The organism is Rhizobium leguminosarum (assembly GCF_002953715.1).
Taxonomy (GTDB): Bacteria; Pseudomonadota; Alphaproteobacteria; order Rhizobiales; family Rhizobiaceae; genus Rhizobium; species Rhizobium leguminosarum_V.
Genome location: NZ_CP025014.1, coordinates 111,928 through 126,234, shown reverse-complemented (window position 1 = coordinate 126,234; position 14,307 = coordinate 111,928). Strand labels below are relative to the sequence as shown.

Annotated in this window: 18 protein-coding genes and 3 pseudogenes; 7 read left to right on the top strand and 14 right to left on the bottom strand. The window is 58.1% G+C overall.

The window, feature by feature from the left end:
- Nucleotides 1–7: 7 nt before the first annotated feature.
- From CUJ84_RS38940 to CUJ84_RS30085, 4 genes are all read right to left on the bottom strand, one after another.
- On the bottom strand, nt 8–328 hold the full coding sequence (locus tag CUJ84_RS38940) for a hypothetical protein (RefSeq protein WP_245457612.1): 321 nt from the start codon (nt 326–328) through the stop codon (nt 8–10).
- A gap of 121 nt (nt 329–449) precedes the next feature.
- On the bottom strand, nt 450–1,199 hold the full coding sequence (locus CUJ84_RS30095; protein ID WP_105009301.1) for a sulfite exporter TauE/SafE family protein: 750 nt from the start codon (nt 1,197–1,199) through the stop codon (nt 450–452).
- A 177-nt stretch (nt 1,200–1,376) separates the two neighbouring features.
- On the bottom strand, nt 1,377–1,661 hold the full coding sequence (locus CUJ84_RS30090; RefSeq protein ID WP_245457611.1) for a hypothetical protein: 285 nt from the start codon (nt 1,659–1,661) through the stop codon (nt 1,377–1,379).
- 416 nt (nt 1,662–2,077) lie between these two features.
- Nucleotides 2,078–2,332, bottom strand: a complete 255-nt coding sequence (locus tag CUJ84_RS30085) for a hypothetical protein (RefSeq protein WP_105009300.1) — start codon at nt 2,330–2,332, stop codon at nt 2,078–2,080.
- 73 nt (nt 2,333–2,405) lie between these two features.
- Between CUJ84_RS30085 and CUJ84_RS30080 the strand changes: the two are divergent.
- From CUJ84_RS30080 to CUJ84_RS30070, 3 genes and pseudogenes are all read left to right on the top strand, one after another.
- Nucleotides 2,406–3,295, top strand: a pseudogene (locus CUJ84_RS30080) (Ku protein).
- 9 nt (nt 3,296–3,304) lie between these two features.
- Nucleotides 3,305–4,135 (top strand): Ku protein, encoded by an 831-nt coding sequence (locus CUJ84_RS30075; protein WP_105009299.1) that lies wholly within the window; start codon nt 3,305–3,307, stop codon nt 4,133–4,135.
- A gap of 29 nt (nt 4,136–4,164) precedes the next feature.
- Complete coding sequence (locus CUJ84_RS30070; RefSeq protein WP_105009298.1) at nt 4,165–4,761, top strand: SOS response-associated peptidase; 597 nt, start codon at nt 4,165–4,167, stop codon at nt 4,759–4,761.
- 128 nt (nt 4,762–4,889) lie between these two features.
- Here the strand turns inward: CUJ84_RS30070 and CUJ84_RS39200 are convergent, their stop codons facing one another.
- Both CUJ84_RS39200 and CUJ84_RS30065 read right to left on the bottom strand, forming a co-directional pair.
- Nucleotides 4,890–5,024, bottom strand: coding sequence for a hypothetical protein (locus tag CUJ84_RS39200; protein ID WP_281023759.1), 135 nt, complete (start codon nt 5,022–5,024; stop codon nt 4,890–4,892).
- Nucleotides 5,017–5,691, bottom strand: a complete 675-nt coding sequence (locus CUJ84_RS30065) for an AprI/Inh family metalloprotease inhibitor (RefSeq protein ID WP_158686975.1) — start codon at nt 5,689–5,691, stop codon at nt 5,017–5,019. Before CUJ84_RS30065 ends, CUJ84_RS39200 begins: the two co-directional genes overlap by 8 nt.
- A gap of 159 nt (nt 5,692–5,850) precedes the next feature.
- On the opposite strand from CUJ84_RS30065, the gene CUJ84_RS38085 reads away from it, so the two are divergent.
- The 3 genes and pseudogenes from CUJ84_RS38085 (at nt 5,851) to CUJ84_RS30055 (ending at nt 7,485) form a co-directional block, all read left to right on the top strand.
- Complete coding sequence (locus CUJ84_RS38085) at nt 5,851–6,042, top strand: CsbD family protein (RefSeq protein ID WP_128409853.1); 192 nt, start codon at nt 5,851–5,853, stop codon at nt 6,040–6,042.
- A 484-nt stretch (nt 6,043–6,526) separates the two neighbouring features.
- A pseudogene (locus CUJ84_RS38935) lies at nt 6,527–6,818 on the top strand (CopG family transcriptional regulator); the annotation flags it as partial.
- Nucleotides 6,819–6,882: 64 nt separating this feature from the next.
- Nucleotides 6,883–7,485 carry a hypothetical protein gene (locus CUJ84_RS30055; RefSeq protein WP_105009296.1) on the top strand — a complete coding sequence of 201 codons (603 nt, stop codon included), beginning with the start codon at nt 6,883–6,885 and terminating at the stop codon, nt 7,483–7,485.
- Between the two features lie 33 nt (nt 7,486–7,518).
- On the opposite strand, the gene CUJ84_RS30050 is transcribed toward CUJ84_RS30055, so the two are convergent.
- A complete protein-coding gene (locus CUJ84_RS30050; protein ID WP_105009295.1) occupies nt 7,519–7,848 on the bottom strand; it encodes a hypothetical protein in 330 nt (109 codons plus the stop codon).
- A gap of 176 nt (nt 7,849–8,024) precedes the next feature.
- On the opposite strand from CUJ84_RS30050, the gene CUJ84_RS30045 reads away from it, so the two are divergent.
- Nucleotides 8,025–8,636, top strand: coding sequence for a response regulator (locus tag CUJ84_RS30045; protein ID WP_105009294.1), 612 nt, complete (start codon nt 8,025–8,027; stop codon nt 8,634–8,636).
- Nucleotides 8,637–9,068: 432 nt separating this feature from the next.
- Here the strand turns inward: CUJ84_RS30045 and CUJ84_RS30040 are convergent, their stop codons facing one another.
- The 7 genes and pseudogenes from CUJ84_RS30040 to CUJ84_RS39325 form a co-directional block, all read right to left on the bottom strand.
- The gene (locus CUJ84_RS30040; protein ID WP_105009293.1) at nt 9,069–11,030 is read right to left on the bottom strand and encodes an AI-2E family transporter; all 1,962 of its coding nucleotides are present in this window, start codon (nt 11,028–11,030) and stop codon (nt 9,069–9,071) included.
- Between the two features lie 73 nt (nt 11,031–11,103).
- On the bottom strand, nt 11,104–11,499 hold the full coding sequence (locus CUJ84_RS30035) for a hypothetical protein (RefSeq protein ID WP_245457621.1): 396 nt from the start codon (nt 11,497–11,499) through the stop codon (nt 11,104–11,106).
- Nucleotides 11,473–11,693, bottom strand: a pseudogene (locus CUJ84_RS38445) (hypothetical protein); the annotation flags it as partial. The pseudogene CUJ84_RS38445 and the gene CUJ84_RS30035, both read right to left, overlap by 27 nt.
- A gap of 126 nt (nt 11,694–11,819) precedes the next feature.
- Nucleotides 11,820–12,809: a DUF3618 domain-containing protein gene (locus CUJ84_RS30025; protein ID WP_105009292.1), complete on the bottom strand. Its 990-nt coding sequence runs from the start codon at nt 12,807–12,809 to the stop codon at nt 11,820–11,822.
- On the bottom strand, nt 12,809–13,228 hold the full coding sequence (locus tag CUJ84_RS30020; RefSeq protein ID WP_105009291.1) for a phage holin family protein: 420 nt from the start codon (nt 13,226–13,228) through the stop codon (nt 12,809–12,811). The genes CUJ84_RS30025 and CUJ84_RS30020 overlap by 1 nt, the downstream gene beginning before the upstream one ends.
- On the bottom strand, nt 13,221–13,790 hold the full coding sequence (locus CUJ84_RS30015; protein WP_105009648.1) for a nutrient deprivation-induced protein: 570 nt from the start codon (nt 13,788–13,790) through the stop codon (nt 13,221–13,223). The genes CUJ84_RS30020 and CUJ84_RS30015 overlap by 8 nt, the downstream gene beginning before the upstream one ends.
- Nucleotides 13,766–14,095 carry a hypothetical protein gene (locus tag CUJ84_RS39325; protein ID WP_348632686.1) on the bottom strand — a complete coding sequence of 110 codons (330 nt, stop codon included), beginning with the start codon at nt 14,093–14,095 and terminating at the stop codon, nt 13,766–13,768. Before CUJ84_RS39325 ends, CUJ84_RS30015 begins: the two co-directional genes overlap by 25 nt.
- Nucleotides 14,096–14,307: the final 212 nt, after the last annotated feature.

Sequence of the window (14,307 nt, the reverse complement as noted above, 5' to 3'; positions counted from 1 at the left end):
TGTGTATCTATTTCTTGCGATATTGCGGGTTGATGTCCCAAAGCCTCCCTTTCGGTTCCTTCTGGACATGGGCGCTGATCGCTTTCGATCGGAAGCCCGGCTTCAACGTTAGACAAGAAACTGGCGACGCCAGTTCCTCAATCCCTACGCGTTCGAGGACGCGCGCCGCATTGCGGGCGCTAGTTAAGCGATCCAGCAGCCTGGGATCGCGCCTCTCGCCCATGAACCAGCAAATCCGCGCATTTGGAAAGGCGAACACTGGGTACCAGCTCGTCCGCGTGCCGCCAACTTCGGCGGCAATGTCGATCGTTCGTGCGTTCTCAATCACATCCGCTGGATCGACGCTTTCCCGCGATCCAATTCGTCGAGCCCCTTGAGCATCTTGGAGGACTTCGGCTCCTTCAATTGCAAGTTATTGACTGAGAGCCTGAGGGCTACGGGAACTCCGCTCAAAGGTAAGCTCGCGAAAAGAACACCGCGGTCGTTAAAAAGGCGACCGCGAGGGTTAGCACCCGAACGACCGATGATGGCAGCCTTCGTCCGATATGCGCTCCGATCCACCCGCCGATAACGGCTCCAATCGTCATGGGAATGCACTCCTGCCATACGATTACCCCGGCAAGTACGAAGACGACGACGGCGACCGCGTTGGCGGCAGTGACCATCACCATTCTTGTCGGATTCAGGCTCTTGATGTCCCCGCCCCCGAGCGCGCTCCATGCCGCAAGCATCATGAGACCCACCGCGCCGCCAAAATAGCCGCCATAAAGACCGAGAAAGAACTGAACCGTTGCGAACGCGAGAACACTCGGACGTGCCTGCGTCTGCAACTGGGCGCTAAGCCTCGGACCTGCAGCCAGCATTAATGTCGCCACCAGCAAAAGCCATGGCAGGATACCATCGAAAATCCTCGATGGGGTTAGCAGCAATAGAATGCTTCCGGCCACACCACCCATCACCGTCACGATAGCAATGGGCACGACATTGACGCCGCACACACTCTTAACCCCGTCACGATAGACCCACGAGCTCGTCATGCCGCCGGGAAACAAGGCTAAGGTGCTTGTCGCGTTTGCGGCTACCGACGGCACTCCGACCGATATCAGCGCAGGCAGCGATACGAACGACCCGCCGCCCGCCAACGCGTTCATGCTGCCTGCCAACAAGCCCGCAAGGAAAAGAAGCATGATATCGTACATGTTCAGGTCGCCTTAGCACCCAAGCCTGATTTCGGCCTAGCCTCTTGTCCAATATCGCGGTCACATCGCCGCATGACGTTTTTCGTCCATAATAGTCCGCCCCACGACTGCCATCCGCCGTAGTCACGGAAACGCAATTGAGAGCCATTCATCCGATCACCATGAGCGTAACCGATGCTATCCCGAGGAGGACGCAACCGCCTGATGCCAGCTGAGCCGCTCGTCGAAAACCAAAACGGCGATCGCGTTGATGGCGATGAGCTGCGCGACCGAAGACAACGAAATAGCAAGGGAGAGCCCACTTGTCCGCATGAGAGCGATCATCGAAAGACTGCCTAATGTGTAGAGAACAAGCGCGGTTGCGAGCAGCCAAAGGTTAGAGTTGCTCACATAAGCGCGGGAAGCCGTCGCTCCCGCCAGGAATAGGCACACGGCTATGAAGAGGATGGCGGCAACACGCATCAATAAACTCCTGCTGACGCGCTTGTCTAATGCCGGGCAGCCCGACAGTCCATCAGAGACTATCCCCCGTCCTCGATCTCGACTTACGGCCTAGTTGGTGATCAGTCGACGTTACACCCAGCTCGACGGCTTTCGAGGCGCGGGCTTTCTGAGTGCGTCCTTCAACCAGCATTCTGGCTTTTCAAAACATGCCAAACGCTTGCACGAACTGCCCCGGAGCACCCGGAACATCCAGCCCGAGTAGCTTGTGAAATCGGACATTATGGCGTCAGTCGCCTTGTTGGAGGAGTAGGGGCGATGGCATCACCGTTCCGGATCAGCGCGTATCCTTGAGGAAGCAGCCGTACTTGCTGATGTATGTCATCGCTTTGCACCGCCCTCACCTGGCCAGGCCGCGTGGCATTTAGAGAACGTGTTCAGTGGCTTAGAGCCGACGACGGAGCGTTGACCCTCATGGCAATCAGACCTGAAAATGTCCGGATGAGATGATCTTCTATATAACGCTGGCCTCGCCCCTCTGCGTAGAGCAACATCGCCCGCTCGCATAAAACATCGGAAGCCCGCTCATCGAAGGGGACCCGATAGAACCGAAACCACATCAGAACGGCATTAAACAGGATCGCCTCTTCCTTCTGAAGGACCTCGCTGTCATCTTCATGCGGCTCTGACATGCACATCTCCCGTGGCTCGGAACGAAAGGCCGAACGACAAGTTAACTCGAAAGTTCCGGCCGGAGGGAAAATCATGGCAGCACATAGGGCTCAATGGAAAGGCCACATCAAGGTCGGGGAAATCACCTGCGGCGTTGGCCTTATACAGCGGCGTCGACTTCGGATCGCATCACCTTCCGGACGATCAACAAGGCCACCGGAAACCCCGTACGCCGCGAGTTCGTGGACAGCGAGACCGAGGAGACTGTCGAGCGGGAAAACCAGGTGAAGGGCTTCGAGATCGAGAACGGCGAATACATCATGATCGACCCGGAAGAGGTGACCGCCGTCATCCCGGATTCCGATAAGATGCTCGAGATCGAGGCGTTCCTCCCTTGCTCCGAGGTCGACGATGTCTATTTCGACAAGCCGTATTATTTGGTACCGACAGACGAGGTCTCGGAAGACGCATTTGCGGGCCTTCGGGATGCCCTAAGCAAGGCCAGCGTCACCGCCATAGCCAGAACGGTTCTCTTCCGCCGGATGCGCACCGTTCTTATCCGCGCACACGGGCGCGGCCTGATCGCGACGACACTCAATTTCGATTACGAGGTGCGCTCGTCCAAGGAGGCCTTCAAGGAGATCCCCGAGATCAAGGTAGAGGGAGAAATGCTCGACCTCGCCAAGCACATCATCGGCACGAAGAAGGGTGATTTCGATCCGGCGACATTCGATGACCGTTATGAGGCCGCCCTCGCCGATCTGGTGAAGGCGAAGTCGGAAGGCCGGTCGCTACCCAAGCCGAAGCCAGTTCAGGTGTCAAAGCCCAATGACCCTCTGAAGGCCCTGCGCGAAAGCGCTGGAATGGGGGACGTCAAACCCGCCGCCAAATCCAAGACCAAGGCTGCGAACGCGAATGCGAAGAAAACGACGAAGGCGGCCGCTCCCAAAACAGCCAAGACCACTCATAGAAAAGCCAGCTAGGAAACACCAATGGCACCCCGTCGTCCATACTGGAAAGGTTACCTCAAGCTTTCCCTTGTCACGTGTCCCGTGGCAATGAGCCCGGCGATATCGGAGAGCGAGAAAGTCCGGTTCCACACGCTCAACAAAGAGACCGGCAATCGCGTCCTGTCTCGTTACGTCGATTCCGTGACTGGAAAGCCCGTCAAGGATGAAAACGAAGCCAAGGGCTACGAGCGCGGTGAAAACGACTACGTTTTGCTGACCGACGAAGATCTCGAGTCCATTGACCTGGAGACCGTGCGGACGATCGATGTCGAAAAGTTCGTCCCGCGTGAAAGCATCGAGTGGATCTACCTTGAAACACCCCATTACCTCGTTCCTAACGACAAGATCGGCAACGAGGCATTTGCCGTCATACGGGATGCGATGAAGGCAGAAAACGTTCTTGGCGTCTCGAGGGTAGTAATCGGCCGTCGAGAACGTGCCGTGGTCCTCGAACCGCGCGATAAGGGCATCGTGGTCTGGACCCTGCGCTTTGGTGACGAGGTCCGCCCTGAGGAGGAATACTTCCAGGGTATCGAGAAGAAGGCTGACACCTCGACCGTCGCTGCCATCACCCAAATGATCAAGCGGCGAATGGATGAATGGTCGCCTTCGATGGTCAGCGATCCGATCCAAGAGAGCTTGTTGAAACTGATAGCGACCAAGAAGAAGGCTCTCGAGCCCTCCAAATCGTCCAAGGCGGCCAAGGGTCAAAAGGACGACGCCGCGAAGCCTTCAAACGTCATCAGCATCATGGACGCCCTGAAGAAGAGCGTCGAAGCCGACCTTAAAGGTCGAAAGAAGGCCGGCCGATAACCCTCCCTGGCTGACGAGCGGTCCCGCCTATGTGCAATGACTATGAACAACATATTCGCTGGAAAGAGTACTGCGAGATGATGCAGTCTCTCGCCCTACGCATTCCGGCGCACCAGTCGGAACTCGATCTACCCACGGCCGATGACATCAAAATCGGTGATATCGCCCCGATGGTTCGGACATCTGGCGATGAGTTCGAACTCTTCGCCGCCAAGTTCGGTTTTCCGCCGTCTGCCGGACGCAAGGGCGGACCGGTTTTTAATTTCGTCTCGGAAAACCGGGATTTCTCACAGAGCAAACGGTGCCTCATCCCGGCGTCGGCCTTCTTCGAGTTTACCGGAACGAAGTACCCGAAGGCGAAGCATAGGTTTACGCTCGCCGACGGTGCGATGTTCGCCATTGCCGGGCTGTGGCGCGAAGGAGAAGGCAATCAGCCGGCGTCGATGACGATGCTCACGACGAAGCCGAGCCCGGAGGTCGAGCCGATCCACAATCGACAGGTTGTTATCTTGAAACCCGAAGATTGGAGACACTGGCTGGCGCTATCGAAACCCCAGGATCAGTTGCTCAAGCCGCTGCCTGCGGGAGGTCTTTCCGTGGAGCGGGTGCGAGGTGGAAGCGACTGACGCTCACCTCACCGTGACGCAGGCACGGCCGGCACTGCAATCTCCTGGGCAACCCAGATTTTCAGTCTGTCGCCAAGTGCCTCAACGCTCCTTATAGATCCGGCCGGCCCGGCGAGTTCTCTCGGCAATCAAATGATCGCCGGATTCGCTGCAAATGCGGCGGCCAAGATCACCCAGACGACAATCAAGGCCACAACATAGAGGGTCGTCCGAATGCGCGTCCTTTCTGCGAAAGGAAAGCTGTTGCCATTGTCGTCATTCATCTCGCTTCAGATGGAACTTGCCGTCGTCGGAGACAAAGCCATCCTTGTCCGGGGTCATCGTGTAGACCCAGTCCTCCCCTCCGATGATCACCAGCTGGATCTCTGCAATCTGCCAGGCGTCGATTTTGGTCTTCTTGACGCTCGCGGCGCAATCCTTGCCAAGCTCAACGGCGCTGGCGTCGTCTAACCGCTTCGAGACTGTCTCCAAGAGGGATAGATGGCACAGAGATTTGCCTTTCCTGTCGCTTAGAACCCAGTTGCCGTAGGCCTCCTTGGCAGTCGGTATCCGGTCCATCGATCCGGGCTGCGGGATGAAATAGATGGCGGGTGAGACGTCCATGGGTGTTTTCCACGCTCCTCCTTCGTGCTCCTGAAACCCGACGAGCTGCTTTCTAGTTGCATCACGAAGCACGATCCCTGGATCCGAGAAATCCCAGGCCGCGATCTCATCGTGCCAAGGCGCCTCGCACGTCTTGCCCTCTGTCACCACGCGACCGCCGATGGTCTTGTCTTTGCCCAGAATAATGTGACAGCCAACGGAGCCATCTTCTGAAGCGATCAGCCATTCGCCGATGGTGGCGTCGACGATGGCCTCGCCGACCTCCTGGGCCGAGAGTTGCCCACTCGCTGACGCCGCAAGGCACACCGCAAATACGACCCATCCCAATCCCCTTACTCGCAAGCTCAACCCTCCCGTCGATCCGTTCGTTTTAGCAATTGGCCACAAATCTCCCTCCACATTCAAGCCCCTAACGATGGAACGATATGGTTCAGCGCCCGTTGGTATCTCACTGAAACAGTTCAGTTTCCAACAAGGAGAAATTCGATGGGCAGCACAGCGGACAAAGTTACCGGCAAAGCAAATGAACTCACAGGTAAGGCCCGTCAGGGCGTCGGTAAGGCAGTAGATAATAAGGAAATGCAGGCCAAGGGCCTCGCTCAGGAAGCCAAGGGCGACGCCCAACAGGCGAAGGGCCAAGCCAAGGACACAGTCAAGAAGGTCGTCGACAAGGCATGAAGCCATGTGTCGGTGATAGAGGCCCGCCAGGTGCTACCGGCGGGCCTTTCTGTGTCCGTGGGCATTGTCTAGCAAACGCCGTGCCTTGATCCGAGAGATCGTTGGTATCCTGTCATTTCGCGATACCGGCGCCGGACATTGAACCCATGCGATCTATCCGCCCCTTCCAGTATGGCGTCGATGTATCGCTCATCTACGCAGCCAGCCAAATACAGCACCCGGTTGTGCTCGGACAGTTCTGCCTGGGGCGCCCCAGGCTTCGCCTTGTCGTCATCATTTGTGCAGGTGGTGGCGCTCTGAAGGTCACCGACAACGCGCTGCCACTAATACGGAAATGACGACTCGCTTCGTCTGCCTATCCTGGTGGGTTCCGTCCTCGGCGGCTGCGCCTATTATTTTTACCTCGCACCCCGCATAAGCATACAGTGATCGAGTATGATTCCTGCTGCGGGGATCGCACCAAAAAATCACGGCCGGGCCGGACATCACGACCGCCACCGACACCGCCACCCTGCTCGAAGACGCCGCCGACCGGATCGCTGATATCTCGCATGCGGATCTGCAGATCATGCTTCGTCGAGCTGCGCTGCGACTACGCAACTCTGGCACCGTCTCGATGGAGGATGATGACGAGGACGCCCTGCGCGACCTAGCTGGCGAGCTCGGCATGACACGCAAACGACACGATCAGGTTCATCGTGCGGGAAGGGATGGAGACGAATACCTATTTACCGGTGCACGAACTGGATGAAGACGGCGATGTGGATGGGACGGCATGCTCAAGACAGTGGAATTTCGCCCAAGCGCCACGGTCGCGGACTTGGATGAGGGATATCTGGAATGTCGATCTTGCTGAGAAGTTTGTCGCTGTTGCTTGGAATAACATGGGCGGCGCCAGCCTTTGGCAATTGCTTGAGCGCTAACGAAACCAAATACGGCGTGCTGCTTACCAGGGAAGTGCCTTTCTATTCCGTGTTCTACAAGCCGGACGGTCCGGGTCTCACCGAACAAAAGCTGGTGGAGCGCAACCGCTCACTGCAGCCGGTGTCGGCTGTATATTTGCACCCCTTGCTCGTCGAAAAGAGAGTTAGTGCCAGCGGGACGCATGAGCTGAAATACGCGAATGCGATTGCGCTAGACGATCTACCACAGAAGAAGAAATGGCAATCCGAGACGACACTTTTCATCAATGGCAAAAAATCCGTTTCGGGCGCTACTATTATTAGGTTCGACCGCTGGGAAGAGGAAACGATTGCATCTTGTTCCTACAAGGTTTGGGCCATCAACAGCCGTCTCGAACTGACGGGATTGCCTCCGATCATTTTTGAACAATACTATTCCCCCGAGCTTCGTGTCGTTCTTCGTTCGGTAAGGCTGGGCCCCTCCAACCAGCCGTTGAGCGAGGTTCGATTTGATCGGTTCCAAATTGGCTGGGGCAACTGATCGATCGTGGCCGAGCCTGTCCTCGCTCATTGGCTAATTGTTGTCAGAACCTTCCTCAAGAGTAGCGGCTGCCTGCAATGCAGCCGGATCGACCTGCAGGTGCAAGTAGTCGAGCATGGATTTCAATGTCGAATCCGTCAAATTCGCGGGCATCAAAACTCCCGTCGAACCCATTTCTTCACGATCGACGAAACCGTCGCTGTCGTGATCCATCTTCGCATTCATGTCCACGGTCGTGTTGCCCTTGTCGTCCAATTTCAGCCCAGGCTTCAAGACTTCGTTGAAGTTCGCGAACTCCTCGGAGTTAAGCTTATCGTCGCCGTCGCGATCAAATGCGATCAGATATCTGAACCGGCATACCATGTCGTTTCGCTGAGGCCGGCAAAATCACGATATAACACAGGCCTAACTAAAAGTGTTCAGTCGCTCCTACGGTATCTCTCTGGACGTTTCCCAAACCCTTGCCATGTCCATGCCGAATAGCCAGTCGATGGGCCGCAGATGGCTTTTCTTCAGCCCGAGGAGATGGAGAGTGCAGCTTGACAGCCATTACGATCGCGATCGCGGACGACCCCCCTCTTTTTCGAGAAGGGGTGAGCCGCAGTCTGTCCGATATTGATGATTTCGTCGTTGTCGGAGAAGGGGCGAGCGCCGATGACGCGGCCATGCTGGCGGCGTCCCACAGGCCTGACGTCCTTCTGCTCGATCTGTCCATGCCCGGAGGGGGAATCGACGCGATTTCCGAGATCCTGGCACGAAGCCCACAGACAAAGGTCCTGATGCTGACCGCCTCGGAGGAAGTCGAATCCCTGGTCGCGGCGCTGCGGCGAGGGGCAGCGGGATACGTTGTGAAGGATGTCGGATCACGGGGACTTGCAGAGGCCATTCGAATGGTCGCTGGAGGCTCGAGGTACATCTCGTCGAGCATGCGGGCCAAGGCCGAAAAAAGTCTTCTCGACAGACCGGCTTCAATGACTCGCCGCGAAACCGAGGTGATCGAACTGGTAGCCGAAGGACTTTCCAACAAGCATATCGCGCGCCGCCTGGACCTGCAGGAGAAAACGATCAAGCATCACATGACCGAAATACTGTCCAAGCTTGGCGCCAGCAACCGGACGGAAGCAGCAGTCAGATGGCGCGAGGGCGCATAGGCGGAGGTAGCGTAGCTACGGCACCGAAGGCGCACGGGCTGATCGCCAAGGATTCGAGGTCGCCGACCGTTCGGATTTCTATCCGTGTCCTACAAAAGCAAAGCATTTTGCATTTATAGCGGCGTTGGGGAGTCATCAGGGAGGTTCTGACTGGAGTTGGGCAACATGCTTGAACCTCCCTGACGTCCTCGCAAGGATTACGAGCCTGACGCCCTTGCAATGATCAGGAGAAGCTAAGCCGGATCGTGCCGAGGGAAAGCCGGACTTAAGTCCGGCTGGTGATGTCACGGCACGCTGCTCAAATCTAATGCGAGGTGAACGTCCGTGGAGGGGCGAAATAGGAGGAGAATATGAAGTTCGGCCCCGACAACTACAATCACGAAGAGCAGCACGCAAAATGCCAAGCCTGCAGAAGGCACGGAGAACCGATTTTCAATTCGATGCAGCGGATGGCCTGCCGGAAGGCAGTCCGCGCCGCGCAATCTTCCGAACTACGGTTTTGAGACTCACGGGCGTCGACATGACTAGGCCGGATCGGGCCGCCTGCGCTATCGACGTCTCGATGAAGTCGGCATCGATCTCGGACGGGTCGATCGGCGCATAGTCCAGACCATTCGCCGTCGGCATGAGAAGGCCTACGCGCAGGTCAGGCTTAAGTCGCTTCAGTCGTCGAACGATCTGACGGGCGCGAGACTTCGAATTGCCGTTTAGATATACGACGATCGCCGTGTCGACCCCGTCGATGGGAAAAGCGAGAGATCCTCGCGCGGCATGGTCGGAATATGATGACGTCGTTGACGTTGCTCCCTGGACCTCCAGCACCTGCGAAAGCATCGCGGCGGCCGCATCGTCCAGACCGCCGCGGCCTCCGATGCACAATAAGGAGCGGCCCTGGCCATCGCGAAGTTCCAGTTCGGAACCCGTTTCGAGACCGGCGTCCGATGCGGTCTCGTCCTCCTCCTCCTCCTCCTCCTCCTCCGCAATGTCCGACAGGTTCTCCACCAAAGACAGCGAGCTGGACGCCACCAGAATGATCTGGTTTTCCGACAATACGCCGCGCTGACGGTCGGTCTCGCCAAGCAGGAGCGCAGGAAGGCCCACATTGTCGTAATAGTCGACGAGATATTCCTCTTGCAGGAACTCCTCGGCGTTGTCGGAGGCTTCGTTCGGATCGCCCGCGAGCAGACGCTGGTAGAGCTTCTCGTGAGGCTCCAGAACCGGCTCGTTGCCAAGCAGGACATCGAGGACGCCGAACTGGGGGACATGTCTTCCGAGCACGACCAGACAGACAGTCAGAGGCGTCGAGAGCATCAGTCCCAGCGGCCCCCATAGCCACGACCAGAAGATCGCCGAAATAATGATCGCCAGAGGTGAAAGACCGGTGTTGGCCCCGTAGAGCCACGGCTCGAGCACGTTGTTGCTGATCAGTTCTGTCGTCAGATAGAGAGCGCCGACCCAGACCACGAGCGACCAGCCAGGCGCGATCGCGAGGGCCAGAAACAACGGAAGGATCATGCCGATAATCGCGCCGATATATGGCACGAACCGCAGAACAAGTGTGAGCAGCCCCCAGAGGATGGCGTTCGGAATGCCGAGCGCCCACAGGCCCATGGAGATCGGCACGGCGTAGAGCGTGTTCACCACCAACTGCATCAGCAGGTATCGCCCGACCCGCTTGCCTGCGTCCTGGAGAGCCGCGGTCGTCCGGTGAAGGTCTCCCAAACCAACCAGCCGGATGAAACGGTCGCGCAGGTCTTCTCGCTCGAGGAGCATGAAGATCACCAGCACGACCACGAGACCAGCGGTCGCGAAGGGGCTGATGAGCGGCAGAAGAAGGTTGCCTAGCGTCTGGATCGGATCGGAACGTGTAACGATCTCGACTGGCATCGGTTCACGAGTCGTGGGCGTCTGGGCGGTCGGGCTCTTGCTTTCGATGGCCCGCGTCTGGATCTCGGCGCCGACACGTTCGACCGCTCTGCTCAGATGGTCGAGGACGCCGTTTCCGGCGCCCGCTTGGGCGAGGGAATGAACCTTGTCGACCAGGTTTCTTTGATAGGTGGGGATGTTCTCTGCAAGGTTCGTCACCTGCGTCGCCACGACGATGCTGAATACGGCGATCGCGCAAAACGCCGACACGACGGCGAGAAGAACAGCGGCGATTTTTGGAACAGAGCGCTTGCGAAGGAAAGAGACGATCGGGGCCAGCGTGAACGAAAGGAGAAGCGACAGCGCGAGGGGAACGAAGATCTCCTGGCCCAGCCGGAGGATGACGGCCACTCCAATGAGGATCAATATTGTGCTGCCCGACAGCTTGCTGCGAAGCTCCCCCTCTGCAAGTCGATAGGGTTCGCCGGTCGGCGCCTTGGTGGTCTTCGAAAGTTCCGCGCTGCTCACCGCCCACCCCTATCTTCAAAGGAAAACCTATGCGCTCGACATGGATGGAGGCGCACATCGTATGCGTAAGTGCTCAGTCATATCGCAGGCTGGCCTTCAAGTCTCTGAGTTCGCCGTCCTGTCTAAGCTCGGCTTGCTCGGTGCCGAGGCGACAGGCGTCGTTGGTCGCCGATATCACCTCGTTCAATTGGTCGATCTGCCCCCGAAGTTCGTATGCCATGCAAGTCGAGGTGAGCCTACTGCCTTCGACGACAGCCTGCCGCCTCATCGCGGGTGCGGGTTGATTCCACGCTTCCCTGAACGCGTCGGGGCAGTCGACTGGCGCGTCGGCAGACAAGTTGAGAACCATGTTCATCAGCGGCCCGCTTTCAGCCTGGCCGGACGCCAGTTCGGTTATTCTGATGTCCTGGAACTCGGTCACGTTCTTCTCCCTAGGACATAAGCCGGCGCAGACCATGGCGACCCTCATCGCAGATTCCTGAAATACCGGCACGCCCAGCGTCTTGCCGAGGACGGCCTCGAGTTCCGGCGTCGGATAATTCGACCTTCTCCTTCCCTTCCCAGCGTCGGAGATAGGGATGGACCATGTCGCCCTGGATGGGGCCGGGCCTGACGATCGCCACCTGGACGACCAGGTAACGTCCGCGGCTTCAGGCGTGGAAGATGCAGCGGCCGAGGTCTTATCACAACGACGGCAAGGACAACGCGGATCGTGGACGGCAGAAATGCCTTCACTGCGACCGCGACGGCGTTTCGTCTGTAATCACATAACTTGTCCACTCGCACTCCTCAATTCGATGGGGTGCGATCATTACCTTGAGCACCCGCCTTGAACGCATCGACCTCCGTGATCAGGCGATCCTTAACCGTGTCGTGGGCATCTGACGCGACCGATGCGGCCTTTTCGTAGACCTCCGAGGCGACCTCTTTGCTTTGGTCGACAACATCCAATGCCTCGGCGGTGAGCCGCTCTTTCGTGGAATCGGCGGCGTCACCGAGCAATTCGTCTTCGGTGTCGGTGTGTGGCAACGCCGCGCCGATAGCCGCGCCCACCGCAAAAGCTAATGCACCGCCGACCAGGGGCTGATCGCGAAACTGGGTAAGGATCGCCTGATTGAGTTTGGTGGTTTGTTCCTGGAGGCTTGTCGCCGCCGAAGAAGATCGGTCAGACACCAAGCCGGCAACTGCACTCGCGGCGTCTTTTGCCTGCTCCCATCTCTCCGCTGCCCAGCCCGTTGCCGCGTCGAACATCGCACCCACCTCGTCGCTGATCTGATCGATCTGCCTGCCGCTGGCGTCCGCAAACCCACGGTAGGTCTTGCCGGCTTCGTCGACGAAGTGTCCAGCACGGCGTCCGGTTTCATCGGTCAGCGCTTTCAGCCTCTTGCCGGAGCTGTCCGCGAAATGGCTGTAGCGCATTCCGTTTTCGATCTCGGGAGGGCCAAGACGGCGGACCGGTCCGTTCACCGGATACAGGGGATACTCAGCCGCGGTGCGGGAACTGGCAGGCACATTTGAAGAGGAGGTTCCCTTTGCCATCAGCCAGGCTAGGCTCACCCCCATCAACGCGACAGGCAGGGGATTTTCCTTGAGGGCTTGGCCAAGGTTGCTGACATACTCTCCCCCGCCACTGCTCTTTGCATAAGCCAAGACCTCATCGATCAACTGGCCTGGCGACATTCGCTCCTGAATGGCGTCGATGCGATCTCCGATCCGCCGGCGATCTTGATCGATCTCCTGCTGAAGGTCAGCAGATGTTCTTCCAACTGTCGTTTCCATCAGATCTTCTCCTTGACAACATTGGCATCACGGCGAAGCGAGGTCGCGGTTCGATCCAATTTCAAGTTGCTTCCACGAAGTGCGGCCAGGCCACGGGAAACCAACGCCCACGCGATGACTGCGATCACGACGCCGACGATTAGGGACGCGAGGGCACTGGCACTTGTCTCTGTAAAACCCTCGGTTACCAGGAACGCCGCAAGCCCTCCAACGAGGGCGCCCAACAGGACGCCGACAGCGCCAATCGCCAGGACAAGCCCGAAAACAAGCACTTCGACACCGCTAAGCACCTGCGAGAACTTTTCGGACGCCTCGGTCTTGGCGAGATCGATTTCCTTGCGAAGCAGCCCAGTGACATCGGCCACGAGACCGCCAACGAGCTCTGAGAGAGGGGTACTACTATCGGCAGACTTAACCATTGATTTCTCCTCCCGTCGCCGATGACCCCGAGCGTCCAACTGCAACGGTTTGGCCAATCGCTTCCGTGGGCGATCGCTTGGCGGAGGCGGTCAAAAACCTGCTTGCACTCAAGCCCGCAAGTGCCGCAATTCCAAGAAATGCTAGCGGTTGCTTGCGGCCGAATTCCTCGGCCATCACCGCGATTTCGCCGAGGTCCTTGCCTTCCATTCGTTTGGCCGCGGTCTGGACGCTTCGTCCGATCTGCCTGGCATACCGTCCGACCTCTGGCTGGTCGGATGCCTCCAGTTCCGCGCCGACCTTCTCAAGCGCCGTCGCGATGCCGCCAACCTGGCGGGCTGCGAAGTAGGTTTGCTCGGAAATAGCCTCGTTGACCTTTTCGACGGCGGTATCGGCGCCTTCCTTTATGGTGTCTCTGGCCGCGGTGACATCATCGGCCAACTTAGATTTCAAGTCCGCGAGTGAAGGCTCCGCCTGCGGGGGCGCAGGCGCTCTTGGAGATGGCGTGGATGTTTGCGATGACGGCCTTGGCGGGCCATTTAATTCTGTGAATTCGCTTGGCACTGTAGCCTCCCATGGCTTAACAAGAGCGGCCCTGGCCGCAATCCTAAACCTCGACTGGAGGCCTTTGTTCCCAGTCCTGAGCGCTGTCGCTCTTTTTGACATTTGACGTCTCCGGCGAGGGCGCGAAGAGCGTTCCCAGGCCCTGATGCCGGCGTACCGATCAACCCGCGGGCGGGAAGCCGTCGACCGCCGGCGAGCTGCCTGGCAGACACGGCGTGCGCCTCGATGATGGAGCGGCAGATCGACAATCCCATTCCCAGGCCGTCCGGCTTGGTCGTAAAGAACGCATCAAAGATTTGATCCACCTTGGGAGTGTCGACCCCAGGGCCGGTGGTGTCGGCGACGACCACCTAAATCTTTCCATCGTTCGTTTTTCCAGACTCGCCGGCAGTTCCCGGTTGAACGAGCTCCGTCCATTTCCGGACCACCTTGTCTCTTTGAGGATAGCGCCGGATGCGAACCTAAATCGTTAAGCACACGTAAATCGCAAATCGCTAATCTTCGGTCGCATAAGCAC

What these genes read in the sequence shown, in the direction of transcription:
- CUJ84_RS30095 (WP_105009301.1), bottom strand. Translation starts at nt 1,199, where the DNA reads ATGTACGATATCATGCTTCTTTTCCTTGCGGGCTTGTTGGCAGGCAGC.
- CUJ84_RS30090 (WP_245457611.1), bottom strand. Translation starts at nt 1,661, where the DNA reads ATGCGTGTTGCCGCCATCCTCTTCATAGCCGTGTGCCTATTCCTGGCG.
- CUJ84_RS30085 (WP_105009300.1), bottom strand. Translation starts at nt 2,332, where the DNA reads ATGTCAGAGCCGCATGAAGATGACAGCGAGGTCCTTCAGAAGGAAGAG.
- CUJ84_RS30075 (WP_105009299.1), top strand. Translation starts at nt 3,305, where the DNA reads ATGGCACCCCGTCGTCCATACTGGAAAGGTTACCTCAAGCTTTCCCTT.
- CUJ84_RS30070 (WP_105009298.1), top strand. Translation starts at nt 4,165, where the DNA reads ATGTGCAATGACTATGAACAACATATTCGCTGGAAAGAGTACTGCGAG.
- CUJ84_RS39200 (WP_281023759.1), bottom strand. Translation starts at nt 5,024, where the DNA reads ATGAATGACGACAATGGCAACAGCTTTCCTTTCGCAGAAAGGACGCGC.
- CUJ84_RS38085 (WP_128409853.1), top strand. Translation starts at nt 5,851, where the DNA reads ATGGGCAGCACAGCGGACAAAGTTACCGGCAAAGCAAATGAACTCACA.
- CUJ84_RS30055 (WP_105009296.1), top strand. Translation starts at nt 6,883, where the DNA reads ATGTCGATCTTGCTGAGAAGTTTGTCGCTGTTGCTTGGAATAACATGG.
- CUJ84_RS30050 (WP_105009295.1), bottom strand. Translation starts at nt 7,848, where the DNA reads ATGGTATGCCGGTTCAGATATCTGATCGCATTTGATCGCGACGGCGAC.
- CUJ84_RS30035 (WP_245457621.1), bottom strand. Translation starts at nt 11,499, where the DNA reads ATGAGGGTCGCCATGGTCTGCGCCGGCTTATGTCCTAGGGAGAAGAAC.
- CUJ84_RS30025 (WP_105009292.1), bottom strand. Translation starts at nt 12,809, where the DNA reads ATGGAAACGACAGTTGGAAGAACATCTGCTGACCTTCAGCAGGAGATC.
- CUJ84_RS30020 (WP_105009291.1), bottom strand. Translation starts at nt 13,228, where the DNA reads ATGGTTAAGTCTGCCGATAGTAGTACCCCTCTCTCAGAGCTCGTTGGC.